16 protein-coding genes are annotated in these 17137 nt (G+C 55.4%); 3 read left to right on the forward strand and 13 right to left on the reverse strand.

What is annotated here, in order from left to right:
• The first annotated feature begins 40 nt into the window (after window positions 1–40).
• On the forward strand, window positions 41–292 hold the full coding sequence (locus ACOTTU_RS19395; RefSeq protein ID WP_425660314.1) for a type II toxin-antitoxin system ParD family antitoxin: 252 nt from the start codon (window positions 41–43) through the stop codon (window positions 290–292).
• Window positions 289–582: a type II toxin-antitoxin system RelE/ParE family toxin gene (locus tag ACOTTU_RS19400; protein WP_425660316.1), complete on the forward strand. Its 294-nt coding sequence runs from the start codon at window positions 289–291 to the stop codon at window positions 580–582. The genes ACOTTU_RS19395 and ACOTTU_RS19400 overlap by 4 nt, the downstream gene beginning before the upstream one ends.
• 425 nt (window positions 583–1007) lie before the next feature.
• Here the strand turns inward: ACOTTU_RS19400 and ACOTTU_RS19405 are convergent, their stop codons facing one another.
• The 6 genes from ACOTTU_RS19405 to ACOTTU_RS19430 form a co-directional block, all read right to left on the reverse strand.
• On the reverse strand, window positions 1008–1895 hold the full coding sequence (locus tag ACOTTU_RS19405) for a TAXI family TRAP transporter solute-binding subunit (protein ID WP_425660318.1): 888 nt from the start codon (window positions 1893–1895) through the stop codon (window positions 1008–1010).
• Window positions 1892–2746: a hypothetical protein gene (locus tag ACOTTU_RS19410; RefSeq protein ID WP_425660320.1), complete on the reverse strand. Its 855-nt coding sequence runs from the start codon at window positions 2744–2746 to the stop codon at window positions 1892–1894. The genes ACOTTU_RS19405 and ACOTTU_RS19410 overlap by 4 nt, the downstream gene beginning before the upstream one ends.
• Complete coding sequence (locus ACOTTU_RS19415) at window positions 2743–3834, reverse strand: hypothetical protein (RefSeq protein ID WP_425660322.1); 1092 nt, start codon at window positions 3832–3834, stop codon at window positions 2743–2745. The genes ACOTTU_RS19410 and ACOTTU_RS19415 overlap by 4 nt, the downstream gene beginning before the upstream one ends.
• Window positions 3835–4000: 166 nt before the next feature.
• Complete coding sequence (locus ACOTTU_RS19420) at window positions 4001–5236, reverse strand: hypothetical protein (RefSeq protein ID WP_425660324.1); 1236 nt, start codon at window positions 5234–5236, stop codon at window positions 4001–4003.
• A gap of 487 nt (window positions 5237–5723) precedes the next feature.
• Window positions 5724–8432 (reverse strand): AAA family ATPase, encoded by a 2709-nt coding sequence (locus tag ACOTTU_RS19425; RefSeq protein WP_425660326.1) that lies wholly within the window; start codon window positions 8430–8432, stop codon window positions 5724–5726.
• Window positions 8429–8890 carry a hypothetical protein gene (locus ACOTTU_RS19430; RefSeq protein ID WP_425660328.1) on the reverse strand — a complete coding sequence of 154 codons (462 nt, stop codon included), beginning with the start codon at window positions 8888–8890 and terminating at the stop codon, window positions 8429–8431. The genes ACOTTU_RS19425 and ACOTTU_RS19430 overlap by 4 nt, the downstream gene beginning before the upstream one ends.
• Window positions 8891–9384: 494 nt before the next feature.
• On the opposite strand from ACOTTU_RS19430, the gene ACOTTU_RS19435 reads away from it, so the two are divergent.
• On the forward strand, window positions 9385–10734 hold the full coding sequence (locus ACOTTU_RS19435; RefSeq protein WP_425660330.1) for a c-type cytochrome: 1350 nt from the start codon (window positions 9385–9387) through the stop codon (window positions 10732–10734).
• A 4-nt stretch (window positions 10735–10738) separates the two neighbouring features.
• Here ACOTTU_RS19435 and ACOTTU_RS19440 read toward each other — a convergent pair whose 3' ends face one another.
• From ACOTTU_RS19440 to ACOTTU_RS19470, 7 genes are all read right to left on the reverse strand, one after another.
• The gene (locus tag ACOTTU_RS19440; RefSeq protein ID WP_425660332.1) at window positions 10739–11509 is read right to left on the reverse strand and encodes a LamB/YcsF family protein; all 771 of its coding nucleotides are present in this window, start codon (window positions 11507–11509) and stop codon (window positions 10739–10741) included.
• A 12-nt stretch (window positions 11510–11521) separates the two neighbouring features.
• A complete protein-coding gene (locus ACOTTU_RS19445) occupies window positions 11522–12544 on the reverse strand; it encodes a biotin-dependent carboxyltransferase family protein (RefSeq protein WP_425660334.1) in 1023 nt (340 codons plus the stop codon).
• On the reverse strand, window positions 12541–13275 hold the full coding sequence (locus ACOTTU_RS19450) for a 5-oxoprolinase subunit B family protein (protein ID WP_425660336.1): 735 nt from the start codon (window positions 13273–13275) through the stop codon (window positions 12541–12543). Before ACOTTU_RS19450 ends, ACOTTU_RS19445 begins: the two co-directional genes overlap by 4 nt.
• Before the next feature lies 1 nt (window position 13276).
• Window positions 13277–14203, reverse strand: a complete 927-nt coding sequence (locus ACOTTU_RS19455; RefSeq protein WP_425660338.1) for a hypothetical protein — start codon at window positions 14201–14203, stop codon at window positions 13277–13279.
• Between the two features lie 5 nt (window positions 14204–14208).
• Entirely contained in the window at window positions 14209–15519 is a 1311-nt protein-coding gene (locus ACOTTU_RS19460; RefSeq protein ID WP_425660340.1) for a TRAP transporter large permease, read from the reverse strand.
• Window positions 15520–15523: 4 nt separating this feature from the next.
• A complete protein-coding gene (locus tag ACOTTU_RS19465) occupies window positions 15524–16048 on the reverse strand; it encodes a TRAP transporter small permease (protein WP_298921748.1) in 525 nt (174 codons plus the stop codon).
• Between the two features lie 68 nt (window positions 16049–16116).
• Complete coding sequence (locus ACOTTU_RS19470; protein ID WP_425660342.1) at window positions 16117–17097, reverse strand: TRAP transporter substrate-binding protein; 981 nt, start codon at window positions 17095–17097, stop codon at window positions 16117–16119.
• Window positions 17098–17137 lie beyond the last annotated feature (40 nt).

A 17137-nucleotide genomic window follows, 5' to 3' on the forward strand; every position in this document is an offset into this window, starting at 1 on the left:
TGTGGTAGTATAAAGTAGGATAACAAACATGAGGCCTGATATGAGCATGGTCAAGAAAAGCATTACTGTTACAGACAGTCAGGACGCCTTTATTCAGGCGCAGATCACCGCTGGGCATTACGCCTCCGATAGCGAAGTGATCCGCGAAGCCCTGCGCGAAAAAGAACTGCGCGTGGCGGAGATCGATGTATTGCGCGCTAAGTTGACCGCCTCCGAGGCCAGTGGCATCAGTGACCGTACCCCGGCCGACATCCGCGCCGCCGCGAAGGAGCGCCTGAACACCGCCCTATGAAGAAACTGACCCTCCGCATTACCAACGTCGCGGATCAGGACCTCGACGATCTCTACACGACAGGCTTTACGACTTGGGGCATGGCGCAGGCTGACCGATACTATGATGGCTTGCTGGAGCGGTTTGAGCGCATTTGCGAGCATCCGAAGATGTATCCTGCTGTTGATGACATTCGCGAAGGCTATCGTCGGTCGGTCTATGAGAAACACGCTATCTACTATGGGATCGACAACGACGCCGTCGAAATCCGCGCTGTGGTGAAGTATCAGGATGTTGCTGGGCGCCCGTAAGCACGACACCCGTCGTTCGCTGTGGCCTGTCTCAATAGTTGGGATGCGGAGAGGCTGTGTGGAAACTCATCCGGAGCCAAGACTACCAGAATGATTCCCCCCACTCTTAGCATCGCAGAAACCTGTTCTTCCATAAATTCATTGGCAAGCGTTAGCAGGGACAGAATTCTTCCAACACCTGTGCTGATTGAATTTTCACACAGCCTCCGGACTTTCCAGACGTATGCAAATGCGGCTTTCGCTGACGCAGAAAACCTTTGCGAGTGCGGTGTGTCTATCACTGCGATGCGACCGATGTCGCAAGACCAGTCATTCGCGGCTGCGCCGCACCCCTGATCCCGAACCGCTCTTTCGCCGCACCCAGCGGATGGCGCAACTCGAGTTGTAGCGTTGTATCAACTACGAAACTATCGACTCGCCCAGTCTTAATCGTCAAAGAACTCAAAACCACCCAAGAACCGTGAGTTCCGCTGAAGTACAACTTGCCCTTCCGAAATCGACCCGGCAATGACCGACACCGTTTCATCCGACAGATGAACGCTTTTGACCAGCACGGCCTCAACACTGAGGGACGAAATGGGTGCTCCTAAACCCCGGTAGTCCTCCGGTGATAACTTGGAAATCTTGTACCCTCGAGCTACAATCTCCTGTTCCCCAACGATGTCTGCCAGATCCATCAAAACCACATCGCAGCGGTCGAGAATTTCACTCGCGATCAAGTTCGGAGTCGCCGATACCCAAAAGGATACGTCAATTCGATCTTCGCATAGAGCCGAAATCTGGCTGATTGGATCGAGTTCCAAAACCAACGGAAAGTCGCTCTTCTTCAGATCCGCAAATTCCAGAATGTCGTCTACGACGACCCTTGTGCCAGAGCCGCGCTCGCTCAGATTGATCCGTTTACCCTTAAAGTCGGCAAACTTTGCAATGTTGCTATCTGCTCTGACAAAGACGTGTAAAGCTTCATTGTAAAGCGATGCTAAAACTTCAAGATCATTCGTTGTTTCATTTTTATTGCTAATGAAGACAGCCAACGCATTAGACTGAGCGATCGCAAGCTCACTTGCTCCACTGGCTAACTTCAGCAGGTTTTCGGATGAACCGCTGGAGCCTTCAACAACGCAGTAGTGCATGTGCACGTATCGTCGTTTATTGATCGTTCTACACAGCTCAATACCTATCTCATAATAAACTCCCGATACGCTGCCGGTTGTGATGCGCAGTAATTGTGGATCATATGCATTTGCTATGGAAGGAGTGTTCCCGGTGCACAGCATCGCGATGGCAAAGGCTGAAAATAAGTAGGTTCTCATTTGTTTTTCACCGGCGGGTTCCCCCTATCATCGGGTTCCCCAAATGCCTTATCTAAGAGCTTGGCGATCGGGGTTTCGCCAAAGGCACAGACTGCTCCGACTAGCAGGCCTAGAACTGGATCTTCATCGAAATTATTCAAGAGCTTTCCCGCGACACCGATTTGGAGAGCATCAAATGCAAGAGCACCAAAGAATGCAACAAGAAGAACGGCGAGGTACAGGTTGTATAATTTGACGCCGTATCCATGGAACCGAAGCGAACGAAGCGGTTCATACGCGTCCATCTCCCTCGCTCGGATGAGCGAAGAAATAACTAAGCCAAAGTAGAGGCCCACAAAGCTGTATCCTAGAGCGCCGACAAAGGAGCGCATAATCTTCAGATCGCTCATGCCGATGGTATCTGGACCGGGCGGCGGTAATAGCACGATAATCTGATTCCAGATGAAGAATGAAACTAAATACCCTGAAAGCAGCACAACCCCGCACAGCAACAAAAATAGGGAATTCCTAGCCACGGCAAATAGAAGAGCGTTTCTGACTTCGCCCACAGCGCTCAGAACCTCGTCTCGCATTTCGCTCATTTCCAAGTCGTATAAAGAAACTGCCTCTCCGTTTCCAATTAACCCACCGCGCGCAAAACCGAGCAATCTATCGAAAAAGTCCCTCTTTTTCTCAATATCATCGACTAAAACAATGATATCTGACAAATCGCCAATTTCTTCGCGGAATTTCATCTGTCGGTCAGTGAAACTAGTATCCGCTTCATCTATGTCGAATTGCAGGCCGCGCGGCTTGCTTCCGCCTCTTAAAGAAATTTTCTTATAACCCACGTCAATTTCCCATTTCTTCAATCAATGAGTTCCTGAACCGCCTTAGCCTCGTCTAAACCATGCGACTCTGATATGTCTTGAAAATCCAAGTGTCCCAACGACAGTTCAGTTGCGAAAAGGTGTCTGCGTGCTAAACTTGAATTGGGTCGTAGTTTCAACGCCTCGACTAATGCGGCTTTTGCTCTCGCATATTCTTTCGCCCGAAATAGGGAGACGCCATGAGCCAACGTGTAAAGGCCATTGGACTTGTCGATTGAAGACGCCTTTTCGCAAGCCTCAATGGCCGCTGTCGCTTGGTCGTCAATCAAAAGCTGGCTGCACAATAGATACCAATATCGCGCGTTTGATGTGGATCGTTTGGTGAGCAATTCGTAATATTCAATGGCTTTTTGGCTACGCGCTGTCTGGGAGTAGATGTTCGCAAGCGCCAAGTGAATCGATGCGTTTTCTTCCTCAGTCAGATTATCGTCAGTTTCCAGTTCTCGAAACAAATCTAGCGCATCTTCGCGTTCGCCGATATCTGCGAGAGCGTGTGCAACTTGAAGGTTAAGTCTGCTTGAAGACTCGAGCCTCCTTCTGAAGTCCTCCGGTAAACTTGGATCGGATAGCAACTCGCCCACCTGTTCTAGGAAAAGGTAAGATAACCCTTGGGAGCGCAACAGATTTGCAAGCGCGGAATATGCCGCATCATAATCTGCAATGATGAGTTCCTTAGCTGCGTCTGAAACGCCAGGTTTGTCTTCGAACAAGACCTGTTCGGGCAAATTGTCTATCGCGGCCTCACAATTCGACCGTGCCGCGATGAACTGTTTTAGATTGACCAATGCCCAGCAACGCTGCCAGTGCGACCAAACATCATCCGGCGCGAATTGCAAAGCAGAACCGAAGTGAGCTGCTGCCTCATTCCACCTACCTTCTCTCAGGGCAATGCTGCCTTGCCGTTTTAATTGGTTCGAAACGTCGATATCGTTCTGAGAAGAGATTCGTGCATTTTCCGCCTGATCAGATGTTTCTTGTACCTCGCCTTGCGCAGGAGGCACGAAGGTGATCCCTGCCGCAAACAGAAGTATCCAAAGCCACGCGTGTCTTTTAGAAAAAACTGTTGCCATATACGACTTTGCTCTCGATTATCCACATCGACTGGAATTGGGATCACAAGGCGGTGGTGGCGCTGCACTCTCACCGGGAACACTGCTTAGGGACAATACGGCGAGGACGAACAGCGGGATCAGATACCCACATTTTTTCCGCTTTAAACTCCCGTTTAAGATCAATTTAAACGGCTTCACAGTTCTCTCCATTGTTAATCGCCTCTGAGAGGCTGCTGAGTTGCACGATATAGCCGAGGCTCTGCTTCTGCTGATCCGAAAAAACGTCAGGTACGTTCAAGCGTTTGTTTAAGCAATGCAATCTGCTCCAAAGCTTCTTCAAATGAATGTCTGTTCTAAGCCTGGAAAGTCTATCTTCATCTGTCTTATCAGAACTACCGACAAATCCGCTTTCGATTTCCAACGCAGTACCCAGTGTGGAAAGAAATGAGAATAAGTCCTTTGCTTCGTGGGATTCGAAATTCAAAAGATACTGTGACACAGTAAGCATGCATTCTTCTATAAGGATTATCTGATCGCATTCTATTCTTGCTTTTCTCAAAGTTGTATTCGCGATCGATGCTCTTTTGACGGTTTTGCTCTGTTCGGTCGATTGACGCGCCCGGTAGCCATTTTCCAATGCGTTCCCTAGCAGACCTCTCGCTATGTCATGAACTTTGCGCCCGGCTCCGATGGGTTGCTTGATGTTGAAATTCTTGGAGACCACGTCGGCGAACCCACCGTAGACCCAATATGCCTGTCGGTTTGAAAGCCCTTCCATTACATCGCTTCGGTCAAGATTGTCCAGAAAGGTCGCAAACCGTATCGGTAAGTCATCGGTTACGACGGCTTGCGAGTAGCTTTCCAACAAGCCCGCCAAGACCTTCATTCCTGTGAAGCTATATCTCGCGCCGCGATCCAATTCAGCAGAAAGTACTCCAAAGGCGTCAATGATCTGATCAGCGCTCTCCTCGTTTTCGATGACGCTCTGTGCGAACGTTAGAGCATCCTCAAAAGAGTTTTCACGCGTAATTTTCAGATGCAGTACACCTTCTGAAAATCGAGGAATAATGGTTTCATCTTTGCCCCTATAATTAGTGTGGTGAAACTCTAGTACAACTCGCACCTCCTCTTCTTCTTCGCTGAATCGCAGTTGATATCTGTGCTCCTTTTCATCTTTTTCGGTCAGCTGCGTAACTCTATGTGGAGGGACCTTGTTGATATCAACACCTGCAAGAGCACTGAGGCTCTTGTACCGTAGGTAATCGGAGGCCTCCAACGAATCCATCGGGACAACAATCTGCTCTTCGCCATCCCAGTATTGCAAATTGCCGGAAAGCTGGAAATCCGCCGACGCAGTTCCACACCCTAAAACGAGCGATGCTACAAGAAATGACATTCTGGCAATGAACGGCGTGGCCAAGGGTAATTCCTAGAAATTTTTTTTTAAAAACAACCTATGGTTAACACATTTAGTCGAATCGATCAACGATCGAAGCGGTACGCGGTCGTTTTGCCGAACATCTCAGGGAATTGCTACGGCTGGTCGAGACTCTTGTTCTTAACAGCGTTCCAGTTAAATAGTGGATACCATGCAGAATCTCTTCAGAAACTTGGAACACACCAACACTACCCAGATAACATATTCATTAGTGGCACTGGCTTCAGAAAAGCGGGTATAGAATTTTTCCAGCGTCGTCCGTGATGTGTGAATTCGAGTGCTGATCCTTGTTGAAGCTTGTATGAGTGACCGGTTCTTCCGCTACGCGGCGGCACTGAACATCTCGCTCACGCAGCTTTTTTCTCACGCTGCGAGCGCGCGCCGCAATCTGTGGACACTTCCGCATTGGGCTCCTTTTCGCCCTTCTCTGCGCTTTGCCCGAATGTCAGCTGCCGTGAAGGCCGCTTGTCTATCCCATCGACGGCCCATCCCTACTGCGGGCCTGTGTGGGGCGCATTTGCCGTTGCAGGTCGATCGCCCAGATCGGTCTGTCCTTCGCATTAATGAACAATCGCATGTCGTCGCGATGGCGGGTCATGGCGACATAGGCGAGGTGTTTGTCCATGGAGCGTGAGGCCAGCACGTAGGCCTGATCCACCGTCGCGCCCTGCGATTTGTGGATGGTGATGGCATAGCCGTGATCGAAATTGTGGAAGTTACGGGGATCGAACTGCACAAGACGATCCATGTCGCCATCAAGCGCAACGGATATTTGACCATCTCGTGCTGTCACCACTTTTCCCAGCATGCCGTTCTTGACGCCGATGTCCTTGTCGTTGCGGGTGAAGACAATCCGGTCATCGGCTGCAAATGCGCGCTTGCCAGTCTCAGTCGTGAACATCGTCTCGGGTTTTGCATCTGGCCCAGATCGCAATGCCGCGCGAATACTCTGGTTCAGAGCATGCACATCCTTGCGTTTGTGCGCAAAGGCAAGACGCAGTTTGTTGAAGCCGCTAGCAGCAACATCCGTCGCGTAGGTTTCAACCAGTGCTTCAATAGCGGTTTTGCTATCCACCGCCTGAGTGATCGCATCCCGCTTACGGTACTGATCCACGGCCTTGGAAAGATCGCCTGCGGCCAAATCACGCGACGCCTGTTTCTGCCACTCCGCCTTTTGCCGGTGTATCTCCGTCAGTCGCGCAGCACCATGGTCGGTCACCACCCGCCGGAATGGCGTGCCCGCCTCAATTGGCTGCAATTGATCCGGATCACCCACGAGAACCAGCTTTGCGCCAATTTCGTTTATCTTCTCTGCAACCCGCGCAAGCTGCCGCGTGCCGACCATGCCCGCTTCATCCACAACCAGAACGTCGCCCCTGGCGATGGAGGCGTAGCCGTTCTTCCACGACAGCTCTAAGGACGCGAGGGTGCGGCTCGTAATGCCGGATGCGGTTTCCAACTCCTCAGCCGCTTTGCCCGCCAGTGCTGCGCCATGCACGGTCACACCTTGCCTTGACCAAGCATCGCGCGCCGTTGCCAGTAGGGTGCTTTTGCCCGCACCCGCGAGACCAACGATAGAGGCGAGTTGTTTGTCTCCCAACACGTGATCGAGGGCAGTTTGCTGTTCAGCACTCAAAGCGCCGCCAAAGGCGCGCTTCATATTTGCGTTTTGGGATTTGATCGCCTGCTTGATGTGCGACTGGTCAATGGCAAACCCACCTGACGAAGACAGCTTTTGCGCTGCCGTATCCAACATGCGTTCCGACTTGCGATAGTCCTGCGTCGTGAACACGGGCGTTGTGCCATCGGCTGGCAGGCGCACCAGTTCCGGCGACGCCATGGCCCGATCCGCAGCTTTCTGCAACGCCATCGGATCATCGATCCGTTTGGCCAGCGCCCGCAGGACATCCACTCGTTTGAAGGATGCTTTGTTCTGGGAGATGTGCCCCAGAATACGCTCAGGTGATTTGAGAAGTTGTGCCTTTGAATAGGGCAGATCGTCGTCGCGCGGGACGAGCGCCTGTGTCGGGCCGGAGTGCGATTTTGTGTGGAATGCAGAAGACAGGCCGCACTGCTGACCGTCGCGTGTCAGAGCTTGCCGTTCTGCCAGATGTTTGGTGACGAGAGTATGTTGTGCCGCTCGGTCACTTTCTTGTGCAGCGTTGGTCTCTTCTTCAAAACGCTGCAGTGTCTTCTGGTACTGGCCTGTTGCGCGCGACAGCAAACCACGCAGCCCCTTTGGCAACTGCTCCTGACGCGCTTTGATATCCGCAATTCGCTGTGTTTCTTGTGCCCTCAACAAGGCCTCGCGCTCCGCCCGCTGGCTGGCGACCAGCTTTGTCCGCCGCGCTTCAAACACGGCATTGTCGGGATCAACAGGTTGCTTCGGCATTGTCTGCCGCTTGGCAGACAGATCCTGCATCGAAGGCAGGTCCATTTCCGAACCAAGTCTTGCCCGCATTTCTTTTGATTTGACCCCACACCAGCGCGACAGAGACCAGACCTTGCCATCTGCATCGACGGCAACAAAGCCGCGTCGGTCTCCACGTGCCAGCAGAAACCCCTGATCTTTAAGGGAAGCTTCAAACCCCGCTTTGGAATCAGACGTCTCCCAGCATTCCCGAAACATCGCTTTCAAGGTTCGTGGGTCACGCTTTTGCCGTTTGGCCTGACCTGCTTCCTGCCGTTTGTAGTTCAGCGGATCGCGTTCAGCAGGATCGCGAAACCCGGCAGGCATCTCCCAATCATGCGTCTGGTAGAGTTCCCGTGACAGACCAACCAGCTTGCGTTTGTAATGTGAGAGATTGATGGCCTTGAGCTGGTCGCCATCAATTCGCGACCAGACTGCATGGGCATGTCGCCGCCCGTTCTTCTCGTGGAAGACAAGGGCGCGGGGTTGTCCCGTCAATCCCAAACGAGCCTCAACCTGCGCAACGGTTTCCTCAAACGTTTCAATGGACACATCCGCGTCGGGCGGCGGGTTCAGTGACAGAGAAAACAGATATTTCTGGCACTGCGTCGCATTGGAGATCGCTTCCGCCTCAGCAAAGGCCTCAAAAAGATCGTCAGCAATAAACCCGTCGATGCCATGCACGGTGACATGGTCGTTGTCGCGCGGGTTCAACAGATGCCGCGCCAGTTCGGCCCCATACCCACGTTCGTTGCCTTCAAGGATCACTTCCCGTGTCTCCTGGAGGCAAGTGGCTTCTTCTTTTTGCCGAGGGCATCCATCAACAACGCCCGAATGGCCGCGAGATGGGCATTCGCTTCCGCGATATCTTCTTTCTCCGCCTCGCCAACGATCAACGCGCCGATGTTGGCATGATAGGCAAGCTGGTTGAGATTGCTGGCAATCCGCGATTGCCCAAGCAAAGCCAGTGCCTCCGCAGCGGCTTTCTTGCCCTCGACGATATCCTTTGGCCGCGTTTTACGCAGCTTCGTATCTTCCGCGAAAACGCAGGCGCGGACATATGCGCTGAGGGTTGTGTTTCCTGCTAACTCTTCCAGTCGGGCACGTTCCTCTGGCGTTAGTCGCAACGTGAGAGGTGACAGGGATGTGCGCCTTTTAGAATTCGAGAATACCGCAGCCTGAAAAACGGGTGTCACATTTGGATTTGCTCGTGACGTATTGCTCATGGTGACGGGTCCGGACTTGATACCGGTTGGTCGGATTCATCATTGCTGCTGGACTTGTGTGACTTAAGGTTCTGAGAATCTTCGTACCTCCAACCACAGACATCGTAGGCGTTGAATAATTGATGCAAGCCTTGACCATGCAATTCATTGAACTCAATGGAGTCTTGAGGATTAGACGAAGGCGAGCTCCCGCAACCAACTTAACGTAAGTATCACAATGCATTAGCGTCCCGCGGGGCAAGCTTCGTTTGCCCACAACCAACCTTCTCTCAAAAACCGCACGCATGTAAATCCCGCATGCCAACCATGATCCACACCAAAAACAACCAATCAGAAAATCATGATTGCCGATGACAATCTGCGAAGGTTGACGGGCTAATGGCAGTAAGGGTGGGCCGCAATGATGGACGCAAATACCCATATCTTGTAATAATCCGGACATCGTTGATGGGCGATGCGCGCTGACAGGCACTGAGCTGATCTTGGGAGAGTGAATGCACCAACTTAGCAACAAGAGAAGCGGGCCTTCCTTTTCCCTTGCAAAGGTGGGGCTGACCACCTTGATGGCCGCGTTTTTGGTGTTGTTTTCAGGTCGCGTACCGGCGCAGGATTTTTTTACACTCAAAGGTCATGGTGGACCGATCAAAGGCATCGCCGCCACGCCGGACGGCGCCATTCTGACGGCAAGTTTTGACAATTCCGTAGGGTATTGGCGGGGTGGAAGGCCTGTTTGGCTGGAGGGACATAGGGCTGCTGTCAACGCCGTTGTGGGTGTCAATGGAGGAGCTATCGTATCTGCTGGCGATGATTTCACAGTGCGCCTTTGGGACCCTCAAAAGAGAACAGATCGCAATTTGGGTCAGCATCAGGCGAAAATCATCCAACTTGCAGCATCGCCTGACCGGCGGCGTGTCGCTTCGGCCAGTTGGGATCGAACCATTCGCGTCTGGTCGCTGGACGATGAAGCCCTGCCGGTAGAGATCAGGGGGCACGCCAATATCGTCACGGATGTCGCTTTTTCTCCGGACGGCAAGCGCATTTATAGCGCGTCGGCAGATGGGACGATACGTGTCTGGGACGCGATGACCGGCGCGCCGATCAGCCGGTTGGTCAACCATGGTTTTGGCATTAATACCATCAGCATCAGCGCTGATGACACTTGGATCGCCTATGGTGCGGTGGACGGCACAACGCGCGTTGCCAGCTTGCCCGATGGGGCCCCGCTGCGGGACTTCACCGCAGACCGGCGTCCGATCCTGGCCATGGATTTTCACGCAGGTGCAGGCCGTATCGCCGTGGGTGATGCGCAGGGCTACATCATGCTGATCGATACGGAGAACTGGCGCATCTCCAACGATTTCCGCGCGACCTTGTCGGGGCCGATCTGGGCGCTGGCTTTTTCGCCGGATGGTCAGAACATCCACGCAGGCGGGTTGGATGACGCCATGTATAGCTGGCCCGTTGCGAGCTTGGGCTCAGAACCGCAGATGGCCAACACGGATCGGAGCTTTTTGAAATCACCCGAAGAGATGTCCAACGGGGAGCGTCAGTTTCAACGTAAATGCTCCATCTGCCATGCGCTTGGACCGGATGGTCAGCGGCGTGCCGGGCCGACGCTGCACGGTCTGTTCGGGCGGGCGGCAGGCAGTGTTGAAGGGTATATCTACTCCAGCACACTGCGCACCTCGGACATTGTCTGGACCGAAGGTACCATTGATCTTTTGTTCGATCTGGGGCCGGATCACTATATTCCGGGATCAAAAATGCCGATGCAGCGCATTACCAGGCCGCAGGACAGAACCGACCTGATTGCGTTTCTGAAGCAGAATACAACCGAGCCGTAACGGCTTAGATGCTGCGTCCGTCGAACTGGCGCACGTCGATACCGGCCGTTTCCAATGCACTGCGCACCGATGCGGCAATCTGAACGGCTGTGGGCGTGTCTCCGTGTAGGCAAATCGTATCAATATCCGTTTCGATGCGTTTGCCGGTGTCGGTGATGATGGCCCCTGCCTGCACCATTTCCACCATGCGTTTCCCGGCGATCTCCGGATCATGGATCACAGCGCCCGGCAGGCTGCGGTCTACCAGCGTGGCATCATCATTATACGCCCGGTCGGCAAAAATCTCTCCGGCATAGGCACAGCCCAGAGCGCGCACGGCGGCTTCTTGCGCTGTGGCGCAAAGGACCATGACAATCAGATCTGGTGCGACTGAGAGCGCGGCCTCATAAAGATCACGCGCAAGCTGCTCATCCTCCGAGGCCATATTCGCCAATGCCCCGTGCATCTTGAGATGACGCACAGTTGCGCCCTGCGATCTGGCCACGCCAATCGCTGCGGCAACCTGATACCGGATCGAATTTTGCAATGTGCCGCGCGGGATGCTCATACGCCTGCGTCCGAAACCCTGCAAATCGGCAAAGCCCGGGTGCGCGCCGATCCCCACACCGTTTTCTGAGGCCATCCGCATCGTTGCCACCATGACATCCGGATCACCGGCATGCGCTCCGCAGGCGATATTGGCCGAAGTGACCGTCTTCAGCAGGGCCGCATCGTCCCCCATGGTCCAGGGGCCAAAGCTTTCGCCCATATCGGCGTTCAGGTCTACGCGGGTCATTGTTGGTCTCCTTCAGGTCTCAAACGGGTCTGCATTGGCGGAAATCGCGCCGCCCACAAGCTGATAGCTCAAAAGATCCGCAATATCGTGTGGGTCGCGGATGAGAGGCTGGATGCGAGATCCAAGCGCCTTGATCTCGGCGCGCGCGCGGGTTTCGATATCGACGGCCTCTTCATGCGAGATGAAGGTGAACTGCAAGGGCGCACCTGCTGCGGCTTGCGCGACTTTGGGCAAATCCGAGGGGATGACGGTCCCGATACGAGGATAGCCCCCGGTGGTCTGGCTTTCGCACATCAGCACATAGGGTGCGCCGTCACCCGCGACCTGGATATCCCCCGTCGTGATCACTTCGGAAACGATGCTGAGCCCGCCCTCCGCATAAAAGCCTTCCCCTGTGGCTTCCATGCGCACGCCCTGCCGGTTGCCGCGCGGGTCACGGCGGAATTCGGTTTCGGAAAAACGTTTGCGGGTGTCGGCGGAAAAATGGCGGGTTTGGAACGATGTCACAACGCGCAGCGCGCCACCCTGAAGGCGATTTTCAGGCGTCAGGAAATACCCAGGCCGACCGGGGACATTGCTGTCCAGCGGCAGGCTGTAACCCGATTGCAGCAAACGGCCGATGCCTGCGTTCAGATGGCTGGCCCGTGCGCCCATCTGCGGCTCGGTTGCAAAACCACCTGCCACGTGCAGATAGCCATAGGTTCCGGCCTGGGTCCCCCCGATCACCAGCTTTGCACCCGCAGGCAACACATGGCTGGCGTTCCAGATCAGCGGAGCCCCGTCTAGTGTTGCCGCCATACGCGCACCGGTCAGCGCAATCACAGTGTCGATTGTCGCCTCAAAAGTGCCGCCCATGCCCACCATCTCAAGGGCCGCGCATTCTGCCGTTTGGCTTAAAAGAGCCGCGCCCTCATGCAGGGCCAGCCGGTCCGCCGCACCGCCGCGGGTCAATCCGGACACCAGATAGCCTTCCCGCCCCATGTCCTGAAGGCTGAGCGCGGGACCGGCGGACAGTATTTTCAGAACGGCACTCATGCGATGGCTTCCCGTTCCGCCCCGCCGTGGGGTGTTTCGCTGGATAAAATCCTGTCGTATTCGGCGCGTTTTATGGATGGGAATGTCAATTCATCGCCTGGAGACAGAGCGAAAGGTTGTGCCGCGTTCAACTGAAAATTGCGAAAGGCGGTTTGACCCACATGACGCCAGCCTGTTGGTGTGGGTGCAGTGAAGATGATCAATTGCCGGATTGCCGCAACCAACGCGCCGGAAGGCACACTTTTGGTCAGGTCCTGCTGGCGCGGGATGTTCCAGACTTCGGCCAGTTCACCCAGATAGGGTTGGCCCGGCGCAAATCCGAGGGTCAGAACGCGGACACGCGCCGCAGATAGTTGGCGAATGGCCTCATCCGGGTCGAGCCCGGCCACGTCGGCCGCTTCTTCAAGTTGCGGGGCAAGGTCGGTGCCATAGACCGTCGGCACATGCCAGAGCGTGCGCCCCTTGGGCAATGGGGCCGCGTACCAGTCCTGCGTGATCAAAAGCGCGCGCAAACGTTCTTCGATCGCGGCAGCTGGCGTGCCCACAAGATCCACGGCCAGAAAGACCGAGACCAGCGACATCATCGTCTCGGACACCTCTGGCCAGGCTTCCGCCTCGACCGCAGCACGGAAAGCCAGTGCGGCACGATTGGCAGGCTCACTCATCGCCTCGGCGAAGCTCACGATGATGCCGGACAGGCCCACAGTGTCGATGCGTGGCAAATCGGTCATCTCAAGGCGCCGGTCTGTAGAGCCATCGCAGTAGGATAGGCGTGAGATACATCGGCAATTGCCAGCATCCGACAAAGACCATCAGTGGGGCCAGAACCTCCTGCGGCAGGGCGACAAGGAAAAGCGCGATGTTCCGGTTGCCTGCACCAATGGCCAGTGGTCCTGTCACATGCGCCAGTCTTGAGGCGCGCAAACCTTTGAAGGTGATCCATTGGGCCAAATAGCTGATCGCAAAAGCCAGTAGCGCCCAGAGAGCGACGGCGCCGGGATCGTTGCGCAATGCCGGGTTCAGCGCGGCCATCAACCCGATCACGATGGCGGAAAATGCCAGAACAGACAGCCCATCGAGCGTTTTGATTTGTCCTTCGGTCGGGTGCCGGAAGAGTATTTCCCGCAGCCCGAACCCCACCGTGGTCGAGACAGTGATCACCCCAAGCAGTTTGAGAGCAGATGCCACAACGAGCGTCGGATCGCCAAGTTCCGGCATCAGCGCCATGACCGGCAGAACCGTGAGCGGGAAGGCAGCTGTCCCAAGCACGAGTATTTGCATCATGCGCCCGGCGTCCTGCCCCAGCAGAAGCGCCAGATTGGGCGCGCCGGAAATGGCAGGTGCTGCCGTGGCAAGCACCATGGCCATGGCCGCAGGGGACCCTGCGATGCCGAACAGCCAGCTCAGGCCCAGCAAGGCCAAGGGCAGCGCCATTTGTAAGGCCACCACCGATCCCAGCCCCCAGCGCAGGTCTGCCAAAGCCCCTATTGCGGCGCGATGTCCGATGCGCAGCGCCGTGATTGTCAGAAGCCCCGCAACCATCTGTGGCAGCCACGGTTCCATGGTCGCGGAGAGGCGCGGTAGCGCGAGACCTGCCACAAGACCCGCGATCAGACAGGCGCGCGCGTTGTCGGATATGAACCATAGCAGTCGTACCACTCCGTCTAGCTCGGGGTTTGTCGCAGGTTATTCGGCAGCCATGTCGCGATCTCGGGGAACCAGATCAGGACAAATACCATCAGAACCATGATGAGAAACATCGGCAAGGCAGCTTTGGTGATGTAACCCATTTCGTGATCGGTCATGCCCTGCAGCACAAAGAGGTTGAACCCGATGGGCGGGGTAATCTGGGCCATTTCGACCACGACGACCACAAAGATACCAAACCAGATGAGGTCAATGCCAGCTTCACGCACCATCGGTTCGACAATTGCCATTGTCAGGACCACAGACGAAATCCCATCGAGGAACATGCCCAGGACGATGTAGAAAACCAGCAGGGCCATCAGCAGTTGGAAACGTCCCAACTCCATCGCCGCGATCCCATCCGCCAGCGCACGCGGCAGGCCGGTGAAACCCATGGAGAGTTTCAGAAAGGCAGCACCCGCCAAGATCAGCGCGATCATGGCGGAGGTGCGCATGGCCCCCATCAGGCTGTCGCGGAAAGATGTCGGCGTGAGGGACCCCTGAAAGAGCGCAAGTGTCAGCGCACCGATGACCCCGATGGCCGCCGCCTCGGTGGCGGTTGCGTATCCCAGATACATCGACCCGATCACAACCGTGATCAGCGCGAAGACCGGGGCCAGAAATCGTGAATTGCGGAGTTTTTCGGCAAAGCTCATGCCGGTCTCGACGTTCGGATTCCATTCCTTGGAAGAGAACGACACGATTGCCACGTAGGCCATGAACATTCCTGCGAGGATCAACCCGGGAAAGACGCCTGCAAAGAAGAGCTTGGTAATGGATTCGTTGACTGTCACCCCGTAGACGATCAGCGCCAGCGATGGCGGGATCATCAGGCCCAGCGTGGCCGCCCCGGCAAGCGTGCCAATTACCATGTTTTCAGGATAATTACGCGCGCGCAGTTCCGGAATGGACATCTTCCCGACCGTGGTCAGCGTGGCGGCGGATGAGCCCGAAACCGCAGCAAAGACTGTGCAGGCGACGATATTGGTGTGCACCAGCCCGCCCGGCAACCGCGCCAGCCATGGCGACAGACCCTTGAACATGTCTTCAGACAATCGCGTGCGATAGAGAATTTCCCCCATCCAGATAAAGAGTGGCAGGGCGGTCAGTGTCCAACTGCTCGACGAGGCCCAGATGGTGGTGATCATCGTGTCGCCCACCGGGCGCGTTGTGAAGAGTTCCATGCCGACCCAGGCGACCCCCATCAAAGCAAGGCCGACCCAGACACCGGTGCCCAGGAGCAGGAAGAGAACGACGAGGAAAAGGATGATTGCGTAGAGTTCGGTCATCTGCTCATACCTCGTAGCTATCGTCGACGGTATCGCGGGTGATCCTGTGATCCCCCTTGAAAATGACGTGCAGCAGATTGTCGGTCAGCGCGATGGCCATCAGTCCGCCCCCGATGACCATGACCGATTGCGGAATCCACAGATGTATGGCGTCCTGGCCTTGGCTGACCTCTTTGAATTTCCACGACCAGTAGACGAACCAATAGGCGTAATAGGTGAAATACCATGCGACTGCCGCACCCAGTGCAAAACACCAGATTTCCAGCAGGCGTTTAGCGCCCTTGGGCACGGAATTCAGCAGAATAGAAACGCGGATGTGCGCGCCCTTGTTCAAGGCGTTGGCGAAAGCAAGGAAACTGGCGGCCGCCATGGCGTAGCCCGCGTAATTCGGGGCGCCGGGGAAAATCTCACCGGTCCAACGGGCCACCATCTGTGCCACGATCAATGCCAATATGGCGATCAGGCATAGAGCCGCAGCAATACCGGCCAGCAGATACAGAAAATCAAGCGTCTTGCGGATCGCAGTCACGTCACCATCCCCACCCAATTGAGAGAAAGAAAAAGAGCGGCCCCGAGATCAGGGCCGCCCTAGCGCATTTACTGCGCCGCCTTGAATGCGTCAACGAGAGCTGCACCTTCGTCACCGGCAGCCTCTAACCATTCGGCGGTCATTGTCGCACCGATTTCACGCAGTTCGCCCATCAGGGCGTCACCGGCTGGCTGCACGGTCATACCGCCTGCGGCCAAGCCGTCCATTGTGAATTGTGTATAGGCTTTGGAGGCTTCCAGCCCCCGAGCAGCGGCTTCGTCCGCACAGGCGCGAATGGCGGATTTATTGGCGTCCGACACATCTGCCCATACGTCCTGGTTCACCATCACGTAGTTGCGCGGCAACCAGGCATCGACCTCGTAGAAATGCGTGAGGCTTTCCCAGACCTTGCGGTCGTAGCCCGTCGCCCCCGAAGACACCATGGATTCTGCCACACCAGTGGCAAAGGCCTGACTGATTTCGGCCGCTTCAACCGTCACAGGCAACATACCGGTGAGTTCGGCCAACCGGCTGGTTGTGTTATTGTACGACCGGAACTTGACGCCTGCCATATCGGCCACGCTGTTCACTTCTTTTTTGAAGTAGAGGCCCTGAGGTGGCCACGGAACAGCGTAGAGCAGCTCAAGGTTCTGCTCGTCCAGGAGGGCTTCGATCTTCGGCTTGGCGGCCTTGTAAAGTTTCTCGCTGTCGTCAAAAGAAGGTGCCAGGAACGGGATGCTGTCAAACCCGAAGACGGCGCTTTCGTTCTGGTGACCGGACAGCAGACGCTCGCCAATCTGAACCTGACCTGTCTGGATCGCGCGTTTGATGTCCGCGCCCGCGAAAAGCGAGCCGCCCGCGTGCACTTCGATGGTGATCTCACCATTGGTGCCTGCACCCACACATTCGGCAAAGGCCACGCCGTTCTCAGAATGGAAGTTGGAGGCGGAATAGGCCATCGGCATATCCCATTTTTCGGCGGCGAAGCCTGATCCTGCCGTCAGTGCCAGCGTGGCAACGCCAGCCATGAGTTTCTGTGTGCGTTTCATTAATCTCTCCGTTGGTTGGTTCTTGGTGTCGTCTTCGGGT

The sequence above is a fragment of the Roseobacter sp. EG26 genome, assembly GCF_049830555.1.
Taxonomy (GTDB): domain Bacteria; phylum Pseudomonadota; class Alphaproteobacteria; order Rhodobacterales; family Rhodobacteraceae; genus Roseobacter.